23 protein-coding genes are annotated in these 22,033 nt (G+C 69.1%); 8 read left to right on the top strand and 15 right to left on the bottom strand.

All coding sequences use genetic code 11. The features are described from left to right. Positions 1–75 precede the first annotated feature (75 nt). Genes J7357_RS12100 through surE form a run of 4 tightly spaced genes read right to left on the bottom strand, consistent with a single transcriptional unit; the run spans position 76 to position 2,960 of the window. Positions 76–876 carry a peptidoglycan DD-metalloendopeptidase family protein gene (locus J7357_RS12100; protein ID WP_209246718.1) on the bottom strand — a complete coding sequence of 267 codons (801 nt, stop codon included), beginning with the start codon at positions 874–876 and terminating at the stop codon, positions 76–78. Further along, positions 873–1,487 carry a YqaA family protein gene (locus tag J7357_RS12105; protein WP_010341527.1) on the bottom strand — a complete coding sequence of 205 codons (615 nt, stop codon included), beginning with the start codon at positions 1,485–1,487 and terminating at the stop codon, positions 873–875. The genes J7357_RS12100 and J7357_RS12105 overlap by 4 nt, the downstream gene beginning before the upstream one ends. A gap of 19 nt (positions 1,488–1,506) precedes the next feature. After that, the gene (locus J7357_RS12110) at positions 1,507–2,184 is read right to left on the bottom strand and encodes a protein-L-isoaspartate(D-aspartate) O-methyltransferase (RefSeq protein ID WP_209246720.1); all 678 of its coding nucleotides are present in this window, start codon (positions 2,182–2,184) and stop codon (positions 1,507–1,509) included. Continuing rightward, positions 2,181–2,960, bottom strand: a complete 780-nt coding sequence (surE, locus tag J7357_RS12115; protein ID WP_209246722.1) for a 5'/3'-nucleotidase SurE — start codon at positions 2,958–2,960, stop codon at positions 2,181–2,183. Before surE ends, J7357_RS12110 begins: the two co-directional genes overlap by 4 nt. On the opposite strand from surE, the gene J7357_RS12120 reads away from it, so the two are divergent. The 6 genes from J7357_RS12120 to J7357_RS12145 all read left to right on the top strand — a co-directional run bounded on the left by J7357_RS12120 (position 2,959) and on the right by J7357_RS12145 (position 9,199). Beyond that, the gene (locus tag J7357_RS12120; protein ID WP_209246724.1) at positions 2,959–3,156 is read left to right on the top strand and encodes a hypothetical protein; all 198 of its coding nucleotides are present in this window, start codon (positions 2,959–2,961) and stop codon (positions 3,154–3,156) included. The two genes, surE and J7357_RS12120, sit on opposite strands and share 2 nt — an antisense overlap. Before the next feature lie 9 nt (positions 3,157–3,165). Further along, on the top strand, positions 3,166–3,699 hold the full coding sequence (locus J7357_RS12125; RefSeq protein WP_209246725.1) for a Smr/MutS family protein: 534 nt from the start codon (positions 3,166–3,168) through the stop codon (positions 3,697–3,699). A 351-nt stretch (positions 3,700–4,050) separates the two neighbouring features. Further along, the gene (locus J7357_RS12130; RefSeq protein ID WP_209246727.1) at positions 4,051–5,118 is read left to right on the top strand and encodes a DUF535 family protein; all 1,068 of its coding nucleotides are present in this window, start codon (positions 4,051–4,053) and stop codon (positions 5,116–5,118) included. A gap of 48 nt (positions 5,119–5,166) precedes the next feature. Beyond that, complete coding sequence (locus tag J7357_RS12135) at positions 5,167–5,715, top strand: RNA polymerase sigma factor (protein ID WP_209246729.1); 549 nt, start codon at positions 5,167–5,169, stop codon at positions 5,713–5,715. Beyond that, complete coding sequence (locus J7357_RS12140) at positions 5,715–6,683, top strand: FecR domain-containing protein (protein ID WP_209246731.1); 969 nt, start codon at positions 5,715–5,717, stop codon at positions 6,681–6,683. Before J7357_RS12135 ends, J7357_RS12140 begins: the two co-directional genes overlap by 1 nt. 233 nt (positions 6,684–6,916) lie before the next feature. Further along, a complete protein-coding gene (locus J7357_RS12145; protein ID WP_343237411.1) occupies positions 6,917–9,199 on the top strand; it encodes a TonB-dependent receptor in 2,283 nt (760 codons plus the stop codon). 34 nt (positions 9,200–9,233) lie between these two features. On the opposite strand, the gene truD is transcribed toward J7357_RS12145, so the two are convergent. The 10 genes from truD to J7357_RS12195 all read right to left on the bottom strand — a co-directional run bounded on the left by truD (position 9,234) and on the right by J7357_RS12195 (position 17,113). After that, positions 9,234–10,283, bottom strand: coding sequence for a tRNA pseudouridine(13) synthase TruD (gene truD / locus J7357_RS12150; RefSeq protein WP_209246735.1), 1,050 nt, complete (start codon positions 10,281–10,283; stop codon positions 9,234–9,236). After that, positions 10,280–10,771, bottom strand: a complete 492-nt coding sequence (gene ispF / locus J7357_RS12155) for a 2-C-methyl-D-erythritol 2,4-cyclodiphosphate synthase (RefSeq protein WP_209246737.1) — start codon at positions 10,769–10,771, stop codon at positions 10,280–10,282. Before ispF ends, truD begins: the two co-directional genes overlap by 4 nt. An 81-nt stretch (positions 10,772–10,852) precedes the next feature. Further along, positions 10,853–11,557, bottom strand: a complete 705-nt coding sequence (ispD, locus tag J7357_RS12160; RefSeq protein ID WP_209247005.1) for a 2-C-methyl-D-erythritol 4-phosphate cytidylyltransferase — start codon at positions 11,555–11,557, stop codon at positions 10,853–10,855. After that, positions 11,554–11,913: a cell division protein FtsB gene (gene ftsB, locus J7357_RS12165; RefSeq protein ID WP_209246739.1), complete on the bottom strand. Its 360-nt coding sequence runs from the start codon at positions 11,911–11,913 to the stop codon at positions 11,554–11,556. The genes ispD and ftsB overlap by 4 nt, the downstream gene beginning before the upstream one ends. A gap of 3 nt (positions 11,914–11,916) precedes the next feature. Further along, positions 11,917–13,209: a phosphopyruvate hydratase gene (gene eno, locus J7357_RS12170; protein WP_043095786.1), complete on the bottom strand. Its 1,293-nt coding sequence runs from the start codon at positions 13,207–13,209 to the stop codon at positions 11,917–11,919. Between the two features lie 88 nt (positions 13,210–13,297). After that, on the bottom strand, positions 13,298–13,645 hold the full coding sequence (locus tag J7357_RS12175) for a hypothetical protein (protein ID WP_244667464.1): 348 nt from the start codon (positions 13,643–13,645) through the stop codon (positions 13,298–13,300). Between the two features lie 85 nt (positions 13,646–13,730). Then, positions 13,731–14,561, bottom strand: a complete 831-nt coding sequence (gene kdsA, locus J7357_RS12180) for a 3-deoxy-8-phosphooctulonate synthase (protein ID WP_209246741.1) — start codon at positions 14,559–14,561, stop codon at positions 13,731–13,733. Between the two features lie 7 nt (positions 14,562–14,568). After that, a complete protein-coding gene (locus tag J7357_RS12185) occupies positions 14,569–15,057 on the bottom strand; it encodes an acetyltransferase (RefSeq protein ID WP_010343428.1) in 489 nt (162 codons plus the stop codon). Further along, positions 15,054–16,721 carry a CTP synthase gene (locus J7357_RS12190; protein WP_209246743.1) on the bottom strand — a complete coding sequence of 556 codons (1,668 nt, stop codon included), beginning with the start codon at positions 16,719–16,721 and terminating at the stop codon, positions 15,054–15,056. Before J7357_RS12190 ends, J7357_RS12185 begins: the two co-directional genes overlap by 4 nt. Before the next feature lie 137 nt (positions 16,722–16,858). Beyond that, on the bottom strand, positions 16,859–17,113 hold the full coding sequence (locus J7357_RS12195) for a hypothetical protein (RefSeq protein ID WP_010343426.1): 255 nt from the start codon (positions 17,111–17,113) through the stop codon (positions 16,859–16,861). Between the two features lie 165 nt (positions 17,114–17,278). Here J7357_RS12195 and parE point away from each other — a divergent pair, with 165 nt between their 5' ends. Next, positions 17,279–19,168 carry a DNA topoisomerase IV subunit B gene (parE, locus tag J7357_RS12200; RefSeq protein WP_209246745.1) on the top strand — a complete coding sequence of 630 codons (1,890 nt, stop codon included), beginning with the start codon at positions 17,279–17,281 and terminating at the stop codon, positions 19,166–19,168. 180 nt (positions 19,169–19,348) lie between these two features. Here parE and J7357_RS12205 read toward each other — a convergent pair whose 3' ends face one another. Next, complete coding sequence (locus J7357_RS12205; protein ID WP_244667465.1) at positions 19,349–20,161, bottom strand: CDP-diacylglycerol diphosphatase; 813 nt, start codon at positions 20,159–20,161, stop codon at positions 19,349–19,351. Between the two features lie 156 nt (positions 20,162–20,317). Here J7357_RS12205 and J7357_RS12210 point away from each other — a divergent pair, with 156 nt between their 5' ends. Next, entirely contained in the window at positions 20,318–21,820 is a 1,503-nt protein-coding gene (locus J7357_RS12210; protein WP_029562153.1) for a S10 family peptidase, read from the top strand. Positions 21,821–22,033: the final 213 nt, after the last annotated feature.

A 22,033-nucleotide genomic window follows, 5' to 3' on the forward strand; every position in this document is an offset into this window, starting at 1 on the left:
ACTGGGCCGCGCCGTTGGCGAACGCCCGGCGCGCTGCGCCGGGCCGGGGATCCGCCCACTTAAGGACGCGACCGGTTACTTCGGCGGCAGATACAGCAGCGGGTCGACCGGCTTGCCGTTGTAGCGGATCTCGAAGTGCAGCATGTCGCGCGCCGCGCCGCTGTGGCCCATCTCGGCGATCTGCTGGCCGGCCTTGACGTTCTGGCCTTCGTTGACCAGGCGCTTGCGGTTGTGGCCGTAGGCCGACAGCCACTGTTCGTTGTGCTTGACGATGATCAGTTCGCCATAGCCGACCAGGCCGGCGCCGGAATACACCACCACGCCATCGGCGGCGGCACGCACCGCCTCGCCGTTGCTGCCGGCGATGTCCACGCCCTGCTTGGTGGTCTCGCCACTGACGAAGCGGCTGACCACCACGCCATCGGCCGGCCAGCGCCAGGAGAAGCCGCTGCTGACCGGTGTCGGCGCCGGCGCGACCGGAGGCCGCGCGACAGAGCTGGCACCGGACGACGGCGGCGGCGCCACAGGGCCAGCGCCGGGCCGTGCGGCGACCGTGCCGCCAGGCGGGTACAACCGCAGCGATTGCCCCGGGTAGATCGTGTACGGCGGCTGCAGGCCGTTCCAGCCCGCCAGGTCCTGCGGGGTGATGTTGTTGGCGCGGGCGATCGCGTACAGCGTGTCGCCGCGGCGCACGTTGGCGCTGACCCCGGGCTTGGGCACGGACACGCGCGGCGCCGAGGCGGCAGCGGTGCCGCGCACCGGCGTGCCGCCCGGCGTGCGCACCACCGTGGCGCTGCTGCACGCACCGAGCGCCACCGCCACCAGCACACCCAGGCCGCACCGCAGGCCGTTCCGCACCACCCGATCGACGCTCATCCGAACTTGGCTCTCCATATGACCCACACCACCAGCAGCGCCAGGATCGCCGAGGCGACCCAGCCGAGCGGCTCGATCCAGCGGCGCAACGCGGCTTCGGCGCGCGGCCCGCCGAGGCGGATCGCCCCGGCCACCAGGTACACGCGCTTGCCGCGTCCCACCAGCATGCTCGCCAGGAACGGTAGCAGCGGCACCCCGACGATGCCTGAGGCCCAGGTGAATATCTTCAGCGGAATCGGGGTGAAACCGGCCAGCACCAAAAGCCAGAACGCGCGCCACGGCGACTCGGCGATGACCTCGCGCAGATGGCTGACCTGGGCGTCGATCTTCTGCGTCCAGCCCAACCATTCGATCAGCGGCTGCACCGCGGCGAAGGCGAAATGCCCGAGCAGGTAGCCGATCAGCGCGCCAGCCAGGGAGCCGAGCAGGCTCAGCGTGGCGAACCACAGCGCGCGCCGCGGCTGCGCCAGCGACATCGGCGCCAGCATCACTTCCGGCGGCACCGGGAACACGATGGCCTCGGCGAAACTGAGCCCGGTCAGCAGCGCCGGCGCGCGGCGATGCCGCGACCAGCCGATGGCACGTTCGTACAACGGCCCGAAAATCTTCATCCAGCGAGGCTCCGAAAGGTCAATCCAGCATGCCAGACAGCAACGGGACGAAGGTCACCGGCGCCAGGACGTCTTGTTCGATCTGGCCGTCGGCCGCGCGGCGCAGGCGGATCAGCGATTGCGCGGACGGGCCGCCGACCGGGGCCACCAGGCAGCCGCCCGGGGCCAGCTGGTCGACCAGCGCGTCGACCAGCGCCGGCGCCGCCGCAGTGACCACGATCGCATCGAAGGGGCCATGCTCGGGCCAGCCGATGCGGCCGTCGTCGTGCTTGCTGCGCACGTTCATGCCGAGCTGGCGGAAGCGCTTGCGCGCCTGCCGCAGCAGGTCGCCGATGCGTTCGACGGTATGCACTTCCAGGCCCAGCGCGGCCAGGATCGCCGCCTGGTAGCCGGAGCCGGTGCCCACTTCCAGCACCTTCTTCGGCACCGCCTCCAACACCGTCTCGGTCATGCGCGCCACCACCCACGGCTGCGAGATGGTCTGGCCATGGCCGATCGGCAGCGCGGTGTCCTCGTAGGCGCGCGAGGCCAGCGCCTCGTCGATGAACAGATGCCGCGGCACGGTGCGCACCGCGTTGAGCACGCTCTCGTCGCGGATGCCGGCTTCGCGCAGGCGCTCGACCAGGCGGTCGCGCACGCGCTGCGAGGTCATGCCGATGCCGATGGCTTCCGGCTGCAGGCGCAACCGCGGGGTCATGCCGGGCGGTCCAGCGCGGCGGTGAGGCCGCCGACCCAGCTGGCGACCTTTTCCAACGCCTGATAGCGGGTCAGATCGACCTGGATCGGGGTGATCGAGATGAAGCCGGTACGCACCGCGTGGAAGTCGGTGCCGGGGCCGGCGTCCTGCTCGCGCCCGGCCGGGCCGATCCAGTACACGGTGCCGCCGCGGGGGTCGGTCTGCGGCAGGCACGGTTCGGAGCGGTGGCGGTTGCCGAGCCGGGTGACCTCGAAGCCCTTGATCTCCTGCCACGGCAGGTCGGGCACGTTGACGTTGAGGATGGTGTCGGCCGGCAGCGGATCGGCCTTGAGCTGGGCCACGATCTCCACCGCGGCGCGTGCGGCGGTCTGGAAATGCTTGGGGTCGTGGTTGTGGGTGACCAGCGACACGGCCACCGCGGGCAAGCCGAGGAAACGGCCTTCCATCGCCGCCGAGACGGTGCCGGAATAGATCACGTCGTCGCCGAGATTGGCGGAATTGTTGATGCCGGAGACCACGATGTCCGGGTCGAACTCCAGCATGCCGGTGAGCGCCAGATGCACACAGTCGGTCGGGGTGCCGGCGACGCTGCAGGTGTCATGGTCGATGCGCTTGAGCCGGATCGGCAGATCCAGGGTCAGCGAATTGCTGGCGCCGGACCGGTCGCGGTCGGGTGCGACCACCGTCACTTCGTGGCCGGCGCCGCGCAACTGCTCGGCCAGCATGCGGATGCCGGGGGCGTCGACGCCGTCGTCGTTGCTCACTAATACGCGCATGGTGCTCCTCGAAAACCGGGGCATGATACCGGATGCGTCCGGCCAGGTCGCTGACGGCGCGCCGACGATCGCGGTGGCGGCCTTCGCGCGGCAGCCGACAGCGGCGCTGTCCTTGGTGCTCCGCGTGACCGCGATCCATGGCGCATGCGCTGCCAGCGATACCCGCACTCACCTCAAACCACGCAGCACGCTCTAAGCTGTGCGCATGGCGCATTCCGACGACGAAGACCCCGCTGCCCTGTTCCGTGCGGCCATCGGCAAGGTGGCCCCGCTCAACGCGACGCCGCCGGCCAACCCCAAGCCGCGCCCCAAGCCGCGCGCACGCATGGCCGAACGCGACGAGGCCGAGGCGCAAGGCGAGTTCCAGCAATTGCTCCGCCAGAGCGCGCCGCTGGAAGCCGGCGACGTGGCCAGCTACCGCCGCGAGCATCTGCCGGCGCGGGTGTTCCAGCGCCTGCGCAAGGGCCAGTTCTCGGCCCAGGACGAGCTGGACCTGCATGGCGCCACCGCCGCGCAGGCCGAGGCGCTGCTGCGCCAGTTCCTGGCCGAAGCGCACGCGCACGAGTTCGGCTGCGTGCGGATCGTCCACGGCAAGGGCCTGCAATCCGGCGGCGTGCCGCTGCTGAAGAACCTGGTGGACCGCCTGCTGCGCCAGCGCAACGACGTGCTGGCCTTCCATTCGGCGCCCACCGCGCAAGGCGGCACCGGTGCGATGCTGGTGCTGCTGGCGCGGCGTTGAGCGGTGCCGCCACCGCCGCGCGGTGGCGCGGATCGATCGAAGAGCAATGCACCACCGAGATCGCCGGTCGGACCGTGTCCACACGGAAGCCGGCATCGCACACGGATCTGTGACAATGGCGCAGGAGCGGCTTCAGCCGCGACCGCCTTGAACGAGAAGACCCCTCGCGGCTGAAGCCGCTCCTACATCGGTGCATCGACGTGCCGTCGCGCGCACCTGCGGGGTGCCCGCCAAAGGTCCGGTCAGGCCAGGACGCCATACGCGCGGACGATCAGCTGACGTGCGCACGCATTTCAATTTTCGCCCGCTGAAACGTCTTGTCAGAGAGTACCGCCCCTCTGCGAGCCGAACGTGACCGACGCAACCACCGAATTCCTCCTGCAACCCACTGATCTGGTGGACGTTTCCGCGAGCGCTGCAGCGTTCGCGTCGACATCGGCTCGGCTGGCCCGGCCGGTCCTGTCGCCCCCGCCGAGCGGCAAGGCTGCCCCGTCCCGCTGGTGGCCGCTGTTCCTGGCGTCGTTCCAGGGGCGGACCGACTGGCACGGCAACCCGGTGCAGCGCGGGATCAAGGCCACCAAGTACCTGCTGCGCTCGCTGCGCATGCCTGCCTCGCATCTGCGTTTCCTCGACGAGCTGCGCCGCGATCCGCGGATGCGCGGCTATGCCGAGCGCGATCCGCGCCTGCTCGAGCGCCACCTGCACCGTTTCGTCAACACCCGCTGGAGCAGCAAGGCGCGGCTGCGCCACCTCCGGCAGCACTATCGCCTGATGCTCGAGCGCCTGCCGGCCGGGTTGTTCGACGCCATCTACCGGCACGGCCAGGCGGACCTGGGGACGCTGCCGCTGCACGATGGCAGTGCGCTGACGCTGTGCCTGCTGCCGCCGGCGCCGATGAGCTGCGAAGGCGAACTGTGGCTGCAGCTCAGCGACGCGACGGGCCGCCAGTTGTACCGCCTGGTGCTGACGGTGACCGGCGACGACGCCTCCCCGAGCGTGCTGATCGGTTGCCTGCAGGGTCCCAGCGGCGGCGATGCCCGCGACGTGGTGCGGACGCTCACCAAGCAGATGCACGGGCTGCGGCCCAAGCAACTGATGCTGGCGCTGGCCTGCACCTTTGCCGAGCGCATCGGCGCGCATGCGATCCGCGCCGTCTGCAATACCGCGCATCCGCTGCAGCGCAAGCGGCAGGTATTCCTGTCCGACTACGACGCGTTCTGGATCGAGCAAGGCGGTACGCCCATTGCCGATGGCTGGTTCGCGTTGCCACTGACTCCGGCGCGCAAGACCGCGGCCGATGTGCCCAGCCAGCATCGCGCGGCGTTTCGCCGCCGCGAGGCATTGCGCGCGCATGCCGAGGGCCTGCTGGCCGCCGCACTGCCGACCGCGTGCGCCGCCGCGCCGCGTGGCGGCCAGTGAGCCTGGCTATACTGCCGCGGCCGCTTCCCTGCAGGAGCACCAGCATTCGTGAGCCGGGCCGAGCATACCGAGGGCGCGCCGTCGCCGGAGCGGGCACATGCGCATCACGTCGACGCGTTGTTCAAGGAACATCACCGCGCCCTGCTCGCCTTCCTGCAGTGCAAGCTCGGCTCGATGGCGGACGCGCAGGACGTGGCCCAGGAGGCGTACATGCGCATCGTGACCCTTGAGCGTCCGGACACGCTGACATCGCCGCGCGCCTATCTTTTCCATGTCGCCTCGAACCTGGCGGTGGACCGGCTGCGCATGCGCAAGGTCCGCGAAAACGCCGCGGTGGAGCTGCCGGAGCACGACCTGCCGCTCCCGCCGGTTCCGGAGCGGCACGCCACGGCCAGCGAGCAACTGCGCGCGCTGACCCGGGCGCTGCAGGAACTTCCGGCCAAGACCAGCCGCGCCTTCGTGCTGCACGTGATCGAAGGCAAGGACTTCGGCATGATCGCCAAGGCGATGAACGTGAGCGAACGGATGGTCCGCTACCATGTGGCCAACGCGCTCGCGCATTGCCGCAAACGCTTCGACGAAGCGGAGATCCCGTGATGGACAGCGGCATCGACAAGCACATCCTCGACGACGCCGCGCGCTGGTGGACCCTGCTGCGCGAACCCGATAGCAACGAGGACACCGTCGCGCGCTGGCTGGACTGGACGGAGGCCGACCCGCGGCATCTGCAGGCGTTCGAACGGATCAATGCGCTCGGCGGCGAGTTGCGCGCGCTCGATCCCGCAGCGCGAGACGAACTGGTCCGCACCTTCGCGCCGCCGCGCTCGCGCTGGCGGCCGCTGCAGGTGGCGGCCTGCATCGGCGTGCTGGCGCTCGGCAGCGCCCTCGCCTGGCGCCAGCTGCACCCGCCGCCGGTCACCCAGGTCTACAGCAGCGCGATCAGCCGCCATCACGACATCGTGCTGGCGGACGGATCGAAGATCGCGCTCGGCGGCGCCTCGCGGCTGAGCACCCGCTTCAGCGCCGCGCAGCGGCACGTGGATCTGATCGCCGGCGAGGCCTTCTTCGAAGTGGCGCATCACGCCGGGCGCCCGTTCGTGGTCGACGCCGGCGGCGTGTCGATCATGGACGTGGGCACCGCCTTCGATGTCAGCCGCGACGGCGAACGCGTCGAGGTCGCGGTCACCGAAGGCCGGGTCCGCATCTACGGCGCCGGCCAGGTGCCGGCCGACGGCAGCGGGGGGCTGGAAGCGGTGGCCGGGCAACGCGTGTCCTACGATCCGGCCAGGCCCACGCTGCAGGTCAGCCAGATCGACGTGGCGCAGGCCACTGCCTGGCGCGATCACCGGCTGGAGTTCGTCGATACGCCGCTGGAGACGGTCATCGCCAGGGTCAACCGCTACAGCGACCGCCCGCTGCGCCTGGCCGACCCGGAGCTGGCGCGGCTGAGCTTCACCGGTACGGTCGACACCCAGGCGACCGCGCAATGGATCGACGCCCTGCCGCAGGTGTTCCCGCTGCGGGTACGCCAGGGCAAGGACGAGATCGTGCTGAGCCGCCGTTAGGCAGCGCCTTCCCGGCCCTCTCCCGCCCAGTTTCGCCTGGACAGCGCGCGGCGGCCGGGCGGACCGGGCGCCGCGTCGGGAAAGCCGCGCATGGCATAATTCGCGCTTCCGCTGGGGGGCGAAGTGCAGTGCGTGGGCTGAGGCGAGTGATCATCTGCGGCAGCCTGGCGCTGCCGCTCGCAACCTGGAACCAAGCTCCAGCCGCGCCCCTCCCGTCCGACGCACGCCAGATCGTGTTCTCGATCCCGCCGCAGGCGCTGTCCACGGCGCTGATCGCATTCGGCAAACAGGCCAAGGTGCAGGTCCTCACCGCCAGCCCGACCCTGTCCGGGTTGCGCAGCGACGGGCTGCAAGGCGTATTCACCACGGACGCGGCGCTGCAGCGCCTGCTGCAATCCAGTGGCCTTGCATACAGCATGCTCGATGCGAACACCGTGGCGGTCACCCCCGCCGCCACGGCGCCAGTCGATCCTGCGGACGCCGCCGATGCGCACCGCGCCGGCACGCCGCCCAAGCTGCTGGAACAGGTCGACGCCGCGGCGCTGACCGAGCACGCCATGGGCGACGTGCCGGCCTATGCCAGCGACGCGCTGCGTTATGCCGCCGATTCCATCGCCGTGCCGCAGTCGGTGAACGTGGTCGCCCCACACCTGCTGGCATCGCAACAGGTGCGCACCGTCGCCGACGCCCTGCGCAACGTGGCCAGCGTGCAGCAGATCGAAAACCCGTTGCGCGCGCCGTTGTTCAAGATCCGCGGCATCTACACCGGCAACGGCATGACCGATGGGATGCCGAACAGCTTCGTCGGGCTCGGCGGCTATCCGCCGATGATCGGCGTGGAGCGGGTCGAGGTGCTCAAGGGGCCGGAATCGATCCTCGGCGACAGCAACGGCGGCGACATGAGCGGACTGGTCAACGTCGTCACCAAGCAACCACTGCGCACGCCCAAGCGTGAACTCAGCTACATCCTCGGCGAACGCGGCGACGTTCAGGCCGGCCTCGATGCGACCGGGCCGATCGGCACCACGCCGCTGAGCTACCGGCTCGTCGTCTCCGGCCAGCATGCCGATTCCACGGCGCAAGGCTACGGGCCGCGCAACGCTGCCTACCTGGCCCCGTCCATCGCCTGGCAGGGCGAGGACAACCGTCTGGTGGTCGGCGTGCAGCGCGTGACCGATCGCCAGCCGGCCGCCGACCATGCGCTGCTGCTCGGCAACCGCGTGTCGGCGATGACGCCCAGGACCTTGCGCCTGGGCAACCCGCAGGACCACACCGCCTACCGCACCCAGCGCGCCTACTACCTGTTCGATCAGCGCCTCAGCGACCGCTGGCAACTGCGCAGCCGCGGCCAGTACGTGACCCAGGCCGTCGACGCGCGCAACTGGGGCATGTTGTCGCCGTCGCAGAACGGCATCGTGCGCGCCTATGCCGAGGCCTACCGCAATACGACGGCGTACTCCACCATCCAGAACGACCTGGTCGGCAGCTTCGGCGACGGGCCGCTGCAGCAGACCGTGACCCTCGGCCTGGACTACACGCGCGCTCGCCTTGGCAGCAGCGATTACTTCATCCGGATGCACCGCAACCGCTACGACGTGTTCGGCGACGAGCGGCTGGGCCCGGTGCACTGGCCGCGTTCGCAGCGCGGCATCCGCCATTCCCCAGGCAGCCCCTGGTCGAGCCGCAGCGGCATCCTGCTACAGGACCAGATCAGCATGGGCGAGCGCTGGGACGTGCTGCTGGCGCTGCGCCGCTCGGCGTACGAGATTTCCAGCTACGACGCCAGAGGCAAACTGCGCCAGTTGCGCCGGCGCCGCTGGGTGCCCAATGTCGGCGTGGTCTACAAATTGACCCCGGAGGCGTCGCTGTACGCCAGCACCATGAACGGCTTTGCGCCGAGCGCCGTGCTTGGCAAGAACGGCCGGCCGCTGCCGCCCGCGTTGTCGCGGCAGGTGGAGGTCGGTGCGAAGGTCGATCTGTTCGACCACCGGGCGCGGCTCAGCGCCGCCTACTACCAGATCACCGTCGACCGCAGTTTCGATCTGGTGCTGGCGCATCCGTCGTACTTCGCCAGGCCGATCGACAGCCAGAGCAACCGCGGGCTGGACCTGGATTTCGTCGGCACTCTCGCCCCCGGCCTGGAACTGAGCAGCAGCCTGGCGCTGGCCCGCATCGGCCGGCGCGACGGTACGCCGACCACCGGCGTGCCGCGCACGCGCTTCACCCTGTGGAGCAGCTACCAGTTCCAGGACAGCCGCTGGAGCGGCTGGGGGGTGGCAGGCGGCATCCTCGCGCGCGATCACACCCTCGGCCGCCGCCTGGCCGGCGGCTATTTCAAGATTCCCGGGCAGGCCAGCGTGGACGCGAACGTGTCCTATCACACCGAGACCTGGGGCGTGACCGTGGGCATGCGCAACATTTTCGATCGGCGGCTGTACGCCGACGAGTTCGACGAGACCTTCGTGCCGCTGCCGGAGGGCCGCAGCCTGCTGTTGACCGGCAGCTACCGGTTCTAGGGCCTGGCGGCCGGCGTGGCGGATGCGGCCAAGCTCAAGCCTCGGTAGACGCCTGCGGCGCCTCTTCGACCTCGCCGAGTTCGTGCAGCAACGCGGTGGCATAGCTGCCCGGCGGCAGGGCGAAACGCAGCTCCAGCGCGTCGCCCTGCCCGTCCAGCCAGCGCCACTGCAGGTCGGCCACGCGCAGGCGGGTCGCCCGCCGTTCCTGCTTCAGGCCCTCGCGCTCCAGACCTTCACGCAGGCGCAGTGCGACCGCCTCGTCCAGTGCTGCCAGTTCCAGCGCACGCGCCGCCTCGACGCTGCGCAACTCGCCGGCGCCCCACAGCGGCGCCGACGGATGGATGTCGAATCGCTGCAGGCGCTCGGCCAGCGCGTCAGACCAGGGCTCCGGACCGAATACGCTGCGGCTGCCGTCGAGCATCCACACCTCGCCGTCCAGCGCGCTGTCCCAGTTGCCGGCGGCCACGCGTGCGGCCAGCACCCGGTTGAACAGTTCCGAACGGGCCGCAGACAGCAGCAGCGAGCGCTGCTCGCGCCGCACCCGGCGACCGCCGAACATCGCCAGCGCGGCGCCGACGTTGCCGCCGTCGCGACCGAAGCGCTGTTCGCCGAACCAGTTGGGAATCCCGCGCGCGGCGATCTGCGCCAGCCGCGCCTCGATCGCCGGGCGCTCGCCGCGCACCTCGCGCAGCACCAGCACGAAGCCGTTGCCGGCCAGCGCGCCGCGCGGCAGCTTGCGGTTGTGCCAGTGCGCCTCCAGCACCTGCAGGTCCGCGTCCTGCAGGCTGTCCAGGGACGGCGCCACGCGCTTGGGCAGATGCACCGAAAAGCGCTGGGTGGTGACCGCATGCCGGTCTTTCATGCCGGCATAGCCGATCGCCAGTTCCGCCACCCCGGCCCACTGCGCCAGGCGGCGCGCGGCGAAGGCGGTGTTCATGCCGCGCTTGCGCACCGTCAGCAGCAGGTGTTCGCCTTCGCCGCTGGGCGCGAACGCCGGCACTTCATCGACCTGGAAATCCTCGGCGCTGCAGCGCATGCGCGCCTGCAGCGGCGCGGGCCCGAACGCGCGCGGCAACTCGCTCACAGCGCCACCAGCAAGGCCACCGCCTGCGCCGCGATGCCCTCGCCGCGACCGGTGAAGCCCAGCTTCTCGCTGGTGGTGGCCTTGACGCTGACGCAGTCCAGTTCGACCTGCAGCAGCGCCGCCAGGCGTTCGCGCATCGCCTGCGCATGCGGGCCGACCTTGGGCCGTTCGCAGATCACGGTGACGTCGGCATTGCCCACGCGCCAGCCGCGCGCATGCAGCAGGCCCACGCAGTGATAGAGGAACTGCGCGCTGTCGGCGCCCTTCCAGCGCGGATCGGACGGCGGGAAATGCTGGCCGATGTCGCCCAGCGCCAGCGCGCCGAGCAAGGCATCGCACAGGGCGTGGATCACCACGTCGCCGTCGCTGTGGGCGAGCACGCCGCGCTCGTGCGCCACGCGCACGCCGCCGAGCATGAGGTGGTCGCCGTCGCCGAAGGCATGGACGTCGTAGCCCTGGCCGATGCGGATGCGGGGAAGTTCAGACATAGGCATGGAGACATCCCACGAAAAATGAAAAAGGACGGAGCAGGTGCCGCGCCACGGCGGCCGCATCCGACGACAGGCGCATCACGACTGCCGCGCGCGCTGGAACAGTTCGAACTCGAACCGCGCCAGGTCGGCGGGTGTGGTGACCTTGAAATTGTCTTCGGCGCCTTCCACCAGCAGCGGCCGCAGCCCCAGCAACTCCATCGCCATGGCGTCGTCGGTGACCTCCACGCCGGCCGCGGCGGCCTGCTCCAACGCGCGACTCAGTTGCATGCGCCGGAACAGCTGCGGGGTCAGCGCGCGCCACAGGCGCTCGCGCGGTTCGGTGCCGTCGATGCCGCCGTCGTCGCCGGCACGCTTGAGCGTGTCGCGCACCGGCGCGGCCAGGATCGCGCCGACCGGATCGCCGCGTCCCGCCTCCAGCAGCCGGTCCAGGTCGGCCAGCGCCAGGTTCGGTCGCGCCGCATCGTGCACGAGCACGAAATCGTCCGCCTTCACCGACTCCGGCAAGGCATGCAGCGCGGCCAGCACCGAGCCGGCACGGCTGCCGGCGCCCAGGCAGGTCAGCACCGGTTTGCCGGCCAGCTCGGTCCAGCCCGGCCACTGCGCATCGTCCGCGCCCAGCGCGACCATCGCCCCGGCCACCGCCGGATGCGCCAGCAATGCTTCCAATGCATGCGCCAGCAACGGACGCCCACCCGCCTGCAGATACTGCTTGGGCGTGGCGCCGCCGAAACGGGTGCCGCGGCCAGCCGCCGGGACCACGGCCCAGACCGTGGCCATCAGGGTTGCTCGCCCGGCGCCGGCGTGACCGGCGCAGGCTGCGCGCCCGCGGCCGTGCCGGCCGGCGTCGCCACCGGCGCGTTCTCGACCACGCGGTAGAACTTCTCGCCCGGCTTGATCATGCCCAGTTCGCTACGCGCGCGCTCCTCGATCGCCGCCTCGCCGTCCTTGAGGTCCTTCACCTCGGCGGCGAGCGCGGCGTTGCGTTGCTGCAGTCCTTCGTTGTCGCGCCTCTGGTGCTCGACCTGACTTTCGAGCACCAGCACTTCGCCGGAATTGCCCGGACCGAGCCAGAAACGGTACTGCAGCCACGCCAGCAGTCCCGCCAGCACCAGCAGCAGCCAGCGCCAGTTGCGCACGGCTTATCGCTTGAGCGAGACGAAAGCGTCGCGCCCGGCATAGCGCGCGGCGCTGCCCAGCGCTTCCTCGATGCGCAGCAGCTGGTTGTACTTGGCCACGCGATCGCTGCGGCACAGCGAGCCGGTCTTGATCTGGGTGGCGGTGGTGGCCACGGCGATGTCGGCGATGGTGGTGTCCTCGGTCTCGCCGGAACGGTGCGAGACGATGGCCGCATAGCCGGCCTTGTCGGCCATGGCGATGGCTTCCAGGGTCTCGGTCAGGGTGCCGATCTGGTTGACCTTGATCAGGATCGCATTGGCGGTGCCGGACTCGATGCCCTGCTTGAAGATCTTCGGGTTGGTCACGAACAGGTCGTCGCCGACCAGTTGCACCTTGCTGCCGATGCGGTCGGTGAGCAGCTTCCAGCCGGCCCAGTCGTCCTCGGCCAGGCCGTCCTCGATGCTGACGATCGGGTACTGCGCGGCCCAGTCGGCGAGGAAGTCGACGAACTGCTCGCTGGTCAGGCGCTTGCCCTCGCCCACCAGGTGGTACTTGCCGTTGTCGTAGAACTCGCTGGAGGCCACGTCCAGGCCCAGCAGCACGTCTTCGCCGGCGGTATAGCCGGCCTTGCCGATCGCTTCGAGGATGGTGTCCAGCGCTTCCACGTTGCTGCGGAAGTCCGGGGCGAAGCCGCCCTCGTCGCCGACCGCGGTGGACAGGCCATGGCCCTTCAGCACCGACTTCAGCGCGTGAAAGATCTCGGTGCCGGCGCGCAGCGCCTCGGAGAACGAGGCGGCGCCGACCGGCAGCACCATGAATTCCTGGAAATCGACGTTGTTGTCGGCATGCGCGCCACCGTTGATGATGTTCATCATCGGCACCGGCAGCGCCAGGTTCGCGGTGTTGCCCGCGGCCAGCGACTGCCACAGCGGCTGCTTGCGCGAGGCGGCAATGGCATGCGCGTTGGCGAGCGAGACGCCGAGCAGCGCGTTGGCGCCGAGGCGGCCCTTGTTCTCGGTGCCGTCCAGGTCGATCAGGCGGCGGTCCAGGCCCTGCTGGTCGGCGGCGTCGAAGCCCTTCAGCGCACTGGCGATGGTGGTGTTGACGTTCTCCACCGCCTTGCGCACGCCCTTGCCCAGGTAGCGGGTCTTGTCGCCGTCGCGCAGCTCGACCGCTTCCTTGGTGCCGGTGGACGCGCCCGAGGGCACCGCGGCACGACCGAACGAACCGTCCTCCAGAATGACATCGGCTTCCAGCGTGGGATTGCCGCGGCTGTCGAGGATTTCACGGGCGTGGATGCTGCGGATCGTACTCATGGGCGGGCCGGTTACCTGTAGGAAGAGGGGGCGGAAAACGAATGCCGGCTGATTATCCCCGGCCGCCGGTTGCTTGCCAAATGCGACCTCAGCCGAGGCCCGTCGCGCCCAGCGGAATCCCGCCGAGGAACAGCAGGACCAGGACCAGCATCGCCAGCAGCAGGCCGGCGCCGATGCCGGCCAGGACACGACCGCGCCGCAGCGCCCAGCCCAGCGCGGCGGCGATCAGCGTGCCCAGTGCGGCGATCGCCAGGACCAGCAGGCCGCCGACGATCCAGGGCTGCATGGCTAGGATGCCGTGGTTGCCGTCGCCTGGCGCGCCGATCGCACGGGTGAACGCGAACAGCACCACGCCCAACGCCGTCCAGGCCAGCAGCGACAGCAGCAGGGCGCACAGGCCCCACGACCAGAAACGCACCTGGGCGTCTGCGTTCATCGTTGGCGCCCCGCTGCGCAGGCAGGCATCCGGCAGGACGCGTCCCGCCAGGCGTCGGACGGAGATCGCGGCTGCCTCCGGGGCCTCACGCGAAGCGCGAGAACCCGTGCTTCTTGGTGACCGCGTCCAGTTCCATCAGCGTTTCCAGCAGCGCTTCCATTTGGTCCAACGGCCACGCGTTGGGGCCGTCGGACAGCGCCTTGGACGGATCCGGGTGGGTCTCGGCGAACACGCCGGCCACGCCCACCGCCACCGCCGCGCGCGCCAGCACCGGCACGAACTCGCGCTGGCCGCCGGAACTGCCGCCCTGCCCGCCCGGCAACTGCACCGAGTGGGTGGCGTCGAACACCACCGGGCAGCCGGTCTCGCGCATCACGCTCAGCGAGCGCATGTCGCTGACCAGGTTGTTGTAGCCGAAGCTGGCGCCGCGCTCGCAGACCATGATCTGCTGGTTGCCGGTGGACTTGGCCTTGTCCACCACCGGCTTCATGTCCCACGGCGACAGGAACTGGCCCTTCTTGATGTTGACCGGCTTGCCGGCGGCGCACACGTTCTTGATGAAATCGGTCTGCCGCACCAGGAACGCCGGGGTCTGCAATACGTCCACCACCGCCGCCACCTCATGCATCGGCGTGTACTCGTGCACGTCGGTCAGCACCGGCACGCCGATCTGCGTCTTCACCGCTTCCAGCACCTTCAGCCCTTCTTCCAGGCCGGGGCCGCGGAAGCTGGTGCCGGAGGTGCGGTTGGCCTTGTCGAAGCTGGACTTGAAGATGAAGTTGATGCCCAGTCGGCCGGTGATCTCCTTGAGCCTGCCGGCGACATCGAGCTGCAACTGCATCGACTCGATCACGCACGGGCCGGCGATCAGGAACAGCGGCTGGTCCAAGCCGACGTCGAAGCCACACAGTTTCATACTGCCATCAATTTTCATGCACTGCTCCATCCAGCATTTTGATGAGCTTGGCTGGCGCGCCGCCAACTACCGCAAAGGCGGGAACGTCGTGAGTCACTACCGCTCCGGCAGCGACAACCGCGTGCTCGCCGATGATGCAGGGACCTACAAGGATCGCCCCCGTACAGATCCATGCACCCCGCTTTACAACGATATCGCGACCTTTTTGCGGAATGCTCGTTTGCCGCTCTCGATCAAACCGAGTTGCATCATGACTGCCAGTCAGCAATTTCACTTCGTGGCCAAAGAACGCCCAGTCCTCGATCTTGATGCTTCCCGACGACAGGTTGAACGTTGCATTGTTAACGACCGCACTGGCTGCGATATCGAGCGTATTGGAACCGTCGGAAGATTCGAAAACCAGCGGTCTGTTAAGGACGATATCTTTAACGAACGCTTCGGTTTCAGGGTCTTTCAGGATCCTGCGCAGCAGGATCTTGTAGTCATCCTCAATCATTGGGCAACCGCTTCCTTCAGCAACTTGCCTCCGGCCTTGCGCTCGCGCGCAGCGCGCACGAAGCCGATGAACAGCGGGTGGCCATCGCGCGGCGTGGACAGGAATTCCGGATGCGCCTGGCAGGCCAGGAACCACGGATGCGTTTCGCGCGGCAGTTCCACCATCTCCACCAGGGTGTCGTCCATCGACTTGGCGGCAATCACCAGGCCGGCGTCCTCGAGCTGGGTGCGGTAGCGGTTGTTGAATTCGTAGCGGTGGCGATGGCGCTCGGCCACCACATCCTTGCCGTACAGCTCGCGCGCCAGCGTGCCCGGCTTGAGCCGCTGCTCCTGCAGGCCCAGGCGCATGGTGCCGCCAAGGTCGGACTTCTCGTCGCGCTTCTCGACATCGCCACTGGCGGTGCGCCACTCGGTGATCAGGCCGATCACCGGGTACGGCGACTGCCGGTCGTTCTCGGTGCTGTTGGCCGCATCCAGCCCGGCGACGTGCCGCGCGTAGTCGACCACCGCGGCCTGCATGCCGTAGCAGATGCCGAAGTACGGCACGCCGTGCTGGCGCGCATAGCGCGAGGTCAGCACCTTGCCTTCGAAGCCACGGTCGCCGAAGCCGCCCGGGACCAGGATGCCGTCCACGTCGGCCAGCGCCGCCATGTCGCTGCCTTCCAGGTCCTGCGCTTCCAGCCACTTCAGGTTGACCTTGGTGCGCTGGCGCAGACCGCCGTGCTTGAGCGCCTCGCCGACCGACTTGTACGCGTCCTGGTGGTCCACGTACTTGCCGACCACGGCGATGGTGACCTCGTCGAGCGGATGCTTGATCGCATCGACCACCGCCTCCCACTCCGACAGGTTGGCCGCGCCGACCTTGTCGCGCAGCTTGAACTGCTCGATGACGATCTCGTCCAGGCCCTGCCGGTGCAATTCCAGCGGCATGCCGTAGAGCACGTCGATGTCAGCGGCACTGATCACCGCGCGCTCGGAGACGTTGGTGAACAGCGCGATCTTGCGCCGCTCCGAATCCGGAATCGCCTGCTCCGAGCGGCACAGCAGCACGTCCGGCTGGATGCCGATCGAGCGCAGTTCCTTGACCGAATGCTGGGTCGGCTTGGTCTTCAGCTCGCCGGCCGCCGCGATGTACGGCACCAGGGTCAGGTGCATGAACATGGCCTTCTCGGCGCCGCGCTCGGTGCGCACCTGGCGGATCGCTTCCAGGAACGGCAGCGATTCGATGTCGCCGACGGTACCGCCGATCTCGACCAGGGCCACGTCGTAGCCGGCGGTGGCTTCATCCACGCAGCGGCGGATCTCGTCGGTGATGTGCGGAATCACCTGCACGGTGGCGCCCAGGTAGTCGCCGCGGCGCTCCTTGCGGATCACGTTCTCGTAGATGCGCCCGGTGGTGACCGAGTTCTTGCGCGACAGGCGCGTGCGCACGAAGCGCTCGTAGTGCCCCAGGTCCAGGTCGGTCTCGGCGCCGTCGTCGGTGACGTACACCTCGCCGTGCTGGAACGGGCTCATCGTGCCCGGGTCGACGTTGATGTAGGGGTCCAGCTTCATCATCGTGACCGACAGGCCACGTGCCTCGAGAATGGACGCAAGCGAAGCGGCCGCGATGCCCTTGCCAAGCGAGGACACTACGCCGCCGGTAACGAAGATCAGGGGGGTCATGGCTCAAAGGCCTCCCGGAAAGCCATAGTTTAACGGGTGAAGCGGATTTGCCCAAGCGCTTTTGCGCAACAGCCGCCCCACAAAAAAGCGACGCCCCGGGCGACCGGGGCGTCGTGTGCAGGAAACCGTGCGCAAACTCAAGGCTTGCGCGCTTCCTCTTCCTCTTCCTTCTTCGGCGCGGCGGCATCCTTGCCGGCCTTGTGCTCGGCGGCCGCGGCGGCGCGGCGCTTGGCCTTGGCGTCGGCCTCGGCCTTTTCCTTGGCGACCTGCGCCTCGTAGGCGGCGGCACCGGAGGCGGCCGGATCGGCGCTCTGCGCCTGGGCCATCGCGACCGGCACGGCCACCGCGGCGGCGACCAGGGCGGCCAGGGTCAACAGCTTGCGAACGTTCATGGCGGACTCCTTTGGGACGTGCGACGAAGATGTGGGCGACGTCGCGGTTTTTCCAGGGCCAGCGTAGCGTGGAGCCCCCGCACCCGCCCTGAACACCGGCGACGTGCAAAAAACCGCCGCAGACCGCACACTTCCGGATCTGCTTCGCGCCACCTGCTGAGACGCATGAATACCCGCTACAACGCCGCCGACATCGAAGTTCTCTCTGGCCTGGACCCGGTCAAGCGCCGGCCCGGCATGTACACCGACACCGCACGGCCAAACCATCTGGCGCAGGAAGTCATCGACAACGCCGTGGACGAGGCGCTGGCCGGCCATGCCCGGCACATCGAGGTGACGCTGTACAAGGACGGCAGTTGCGAGGTGTCCGACGACGGCCGCGGCATGCCGGTGGACATCCATCCGGAAGAGAAGATTTCCGGCGTCGAACTGATCCTCACCCGGCTGCACGCCGGCGGCAAGTTCAGCGACCGCAACTACACCTTCAGCGGCGGCCTGCACGGCGTGGGCGTCAGCGTGGTCAATGCGCTGTCCAACCGGGTGGAACTGTTCATCAAGCGCGACGGCAACGAGTACCGCATGGCCTTCGCCGATGGCTTTGCCGCCTCCAAGCTGGAGATCGTCGGCAGCGTCGGCAAGAAGAACACCGGCACGCGCCTGCGTTTCTGGCCGGACCCGAAGTATTTCGACACGCCGAAGTTCGCGGTGCGCGCGCTGCGCCACCTGCTGCGCGCCAAGGCCGTGCTGTGCCCCGGCCTGACCGTCAAGCTGCACGACGAGGCCACCGGCGAGCAGGACACCTGGTATTTCGAGGACGGCCTGCGCGACTACCTGCGCGGCGAACTGGCCGAGCGCGAACTGCTGCCGGCCGAGCTGTTCGTCGGCAGCCTGAAGAAGGACCGCGAGATCGTCGACTGGGCGGTGGCCTGGGTGGTGGAAGGCGAACTGGTGCAGGAGAGCTACGTCAACCTGATCCCCACCGCGCAGCACGGCACCCACGTCAACGGCCTGCGCAGCGGCCTCACCGACGCGCTGCGCGAGTTCTGCGATTTCCGCAACCTGCTGCCGCGCGGCGTCAAGCTGGCGCCGGAAGACGTGTGGGACCGCGTGGCGTTCGTGTTGTCGCTGAAGATGACCGACCCGCAGTTCAGCGGCCAGACCAAGGAACGCCTGTCCTCGCGCCAGGCCGCCGGCTTCATCGAGGGCGCCGCGCACGACGCCTTCAGCCTGTGGCTGAACCAGAACGTGGAGACCGGCACGCGCATCGCGCAGATCGCCATCGACCGCGCCAGCGCGCGGTTGAAGACCGAGAAGCAGATCGTGCGCAAGAAGGTCACCCAGGGCCCGGCGCTGCCGGGCAAGCTGGCCGACTGCATCAGCCAGGACCTGTCGCGCACCGAACTGTTCCTGGTCGAGGGCGACTCGGCGGGCGGCAGCGCCAAGCAGGCCCGCGACAAGGATTTCCAGGCGATCCTGCCGCTGCGCGGCAAGATCCTCAACACCTGGGAAGTGGCCTCCGGCAGCGTGCTGGCCTCGGAGGAAGTGCACAACCTGGCGATCGCGATCGGCTGCGACCCGGGCAAGGACGAGATCGACGGCCTGCGCTACGGCAAGGTGGTGATCCTGGCCGACGCCGACTCCGACGGCCTGCACATCGCGACCCTGTTGACCGCGCTGTTCCTGCGCCACTTCCCCGCCCTGGTGCGCGCCGGCCACGTGTTCGTGGCGATGCCGCCGCTGTTCCGCGTGGACGTGGGCAAGCAGGTGTTCTACGCGCTGGACGAGGAAGAGAAGCGCTCGCTGCTGGACAAGATCGAACGCGAGAAGATCAAGGGCCAGGTCAGCGTCACCCGCTTCAAGGGCCTGGGCGAGATGAACCCGCAGCAGTTGCGCGAATCCACCATCCACCCCGACACCCGGCGCCTGGTACAGCTGACCGTGGACGACGGCGACCAGACCCGCTCGCTGATGGACATGCTGCTGGCCAAGAAGCGCGCCGGCGACCGCAAGCAGTGGCTGGAGACCAAGGGCGACCTGGCGTCGCTGGAGGTCTGAGGCGACACAAGCGCGGCTGCTTGCTGCCGTCGCAGGAGCGGCTTCAGCCGCGACCTGGCGTTGTCGGGAAAGCCCTGTCGCGGCTGAAGCCGCTCCTACGACAGGCGGCGGCGGAGCCTGGGCTTTCGCACCAGCACGCCTGTTAGTCGGGCAACCAGCGATCAACCGCCATTCTGGGGCTTAGCCGCGCGCAGGCGCCGCCGGCACCACGCCGGTGCAGTCGTGATCCTGCAGTTCTTCCGCACCGACCCCATCACCGGGAAGCGCGGTGGCGGCCAGCAGCACGAAGCCCGGACGGCCATCGAACTCCGCGCCGACCACCGCCAGGGTCTGGTGGGCCATGTGCTGGTGCGGCGGCAGGGCGCGCGCCAGCAGGGTCAGCGGATTCGCATCCAGCGCCTCGCCCTCCAGGCGCATGGCCCGATAGGCGTGCCCGTGGAGCGGCTGCGGCAACGGTGCCCAGGTGGGGCCGATCGACGCCTGCATCGCCTGCAACTGGTCGCGCACCTGCGGCGCCAGGCAATCGATATGGATATGCAACTGGTCCTGCGAACGCGCCGAGGGCGGATTGATCGTCAGGCTGGTCAGTTCGCGCGGAAGCAGCCGGTGCAACAACCGCTCGACCCGGGTGCGCGCCTGCCAGGCCAGGCCCAGCCAGTTCGGTGCGCCGGCACCGCGCGCGCGCGGATCCTCGATCCCGCTCACCGGCACCGTCGGGATCAGCAGGTACTGGTAGTCGCCGCGCAGGTCCTTCATCAAGGCATAGCGTTCGCCTGGCCCGGGATGCACGTCGCTGCAGGGCGCCGGCTCGGCGCCGAGCCGCGCCTGCGGCAGGCACCGCGTGCTTACCAATCGCCACAGGCGGTGCCGATCGTGCGCATGCGCATCGTGCGCCGCCGGCGAGTCGGCCGCCGGCGGCGGCGCACCGGCGCAACCGGCCAGCAGCACCGCCAGGGACAGGCACAACGGCAACTGGAGACGAACTGGAAGCATGCGTGACGGATCGGAGTACGGGACGAGCCGACGATTGTAGCCAGCGCCGATGACCGGCATGACGCGGCGCGCGGGCGCCGACCATGGCTTTGTGCACATCCGCCGCGCCGGCGCCGCGGCCTAGCATGCCGGCTCCCTCCCTGCGAGCGACTGCCCGTGCCGACCTTCCCCTCCGTCCTGCTGGCCGTCCTGCTGGCGGCGACGCCGATGACCGCGGCACTGGCCGCCGATGCCGATGCGGCGAACGCCGACAAGGCCGACAAGCCCGCCGCCGTCGAACCGGCGCCGCTGCCGGCCGACGCGCAGACCAGCCAATCCACCCAGCTCGACGGCCGCACCCTGCGCTACACGGTCAAGGTCGGCACGCTGCCGGTGAAGGACAAACAAGGCAAGGTCGTCGCCGACGTGGTCTATACCGCCTACACCATGGACGGCAAGGACCGCCCGGTCACCTTCGCGCTCAACGGCGGCCCCGGCGCGGCCTCGGTGTATCTCAACCTGGGCGCGATCGGACCGAAGGTGGTGGCGTTCGGCAGCGAGGGCGACAGCGCCTCGGCGCCGGCGCAACTGCGCGACAACCCCGGCACTTGGCTGGACTTCACCGACCTGGTGTTCATCGACCCGGTCGGCACCGGCTTCAGCCGCTCGCGCATCCCCGACGAGCAGGCCAAGAAGCAGTTCTACAACCCGCAGGCCGACATCGAGTACCTCTCGCGCACCATCTACGACTGGCTGCTGAAGAACCAGCGCCTGCAGTCGCGCAAATATCTGGTCGGCGAAAGCTACGGCGGCTTCCGCGGCCCGCGCATCACCCACTACCTGCAGACCAAGCTCGGCGTGGCGATGAACGGCGTGGTCCTGGTCTCGCCGTACCTGAATCCGACCCTGGACGACAACGGCGACGTCTCGCCGCTGCCGTGGATGCTGACCCTGCCGTCGATCGCCGCCGCGCGCCTGGAGCGCGAAGGCAAGCTGACCCCGGAGGCGATGCGCCAGGTGATCGACTACACCCGCGGCGACTATGTCACCGCGCTGCTGCGCGGCCGCTCGGACCCGGCCGGCACCACCCGCATGATCCAGCAGGTGACCGCGATGACCGGCCTGGACCCGGCCTTCGTGCGCCGCGCCGGCGGCCGCCTGGAGACCCAGGCATACCTGCGCGAGGTGTTCCGCGACAAGGGCGAACTCGGCAGCCGCTACGACTCCAACGTCACCGCCTTCGACCCGTTCCCCAACGCCCCCGAGCAGCGCGCCAACGACCCGCTGCTGGACAGCATCATCGCCCCCACCACCACCGCGATGGTCGATTTCGTGACCCGCGTGGTCGGCTGGAAGGTCGACGCCCGCTACGAGGCGCTGAACTACGACGTGAACCGGCTGTGGGACTGGGACGACGAACTGCGCAAGGGCTCGGTCACGCAACTGCGCCAGGCGGTGGCGATCGACCCGAAGCTGCGCGTGCTGATCGTGCACGGCTGGAACGACCTGTCGTGCCCGTTCATGGGTTCGGTGCTGACGGTGGACCAGATGCCGGTGATGGGCAACGACCCCACCCGCGTGCAGGTCAAGAACTACCCCGGCGGCCACATGTTCTACAACCGCGCCGACAGCCAGCGCGCGTTGCGGCAGGACGTTCTGGCGATGTATCGGGCTAATTGATGGGAATGGGGAATTGGGAATCGCAAAAGCGGTTCCCCAGTCATCGAGACGATACCCCGACCTGCGTGGTTCGGGAGTGCTATCGCGATAGAGCCACTTGGCTACGCGACGTCGCGACGCAGGCAACACTCGCTGCGACAAGAGGACGTAAGAAGTATCCACACTCCTTTCGGAGGGCGACATCGTCACCGTTCGCGGGAAATCTATGCTTTT

Source organism: Xanthomonas sp. D-109 (genome assembly GCF_017746095.1).
In the GTDB taxonomy this organism is placed as follows: domain Bacteria; phylum Pseudomonadota; class Gammaproteobacteria; order Xanthomonadales; family Xanthomonadaceae; genus Xanthomonas_A; species Xanthomonas_A sacchari.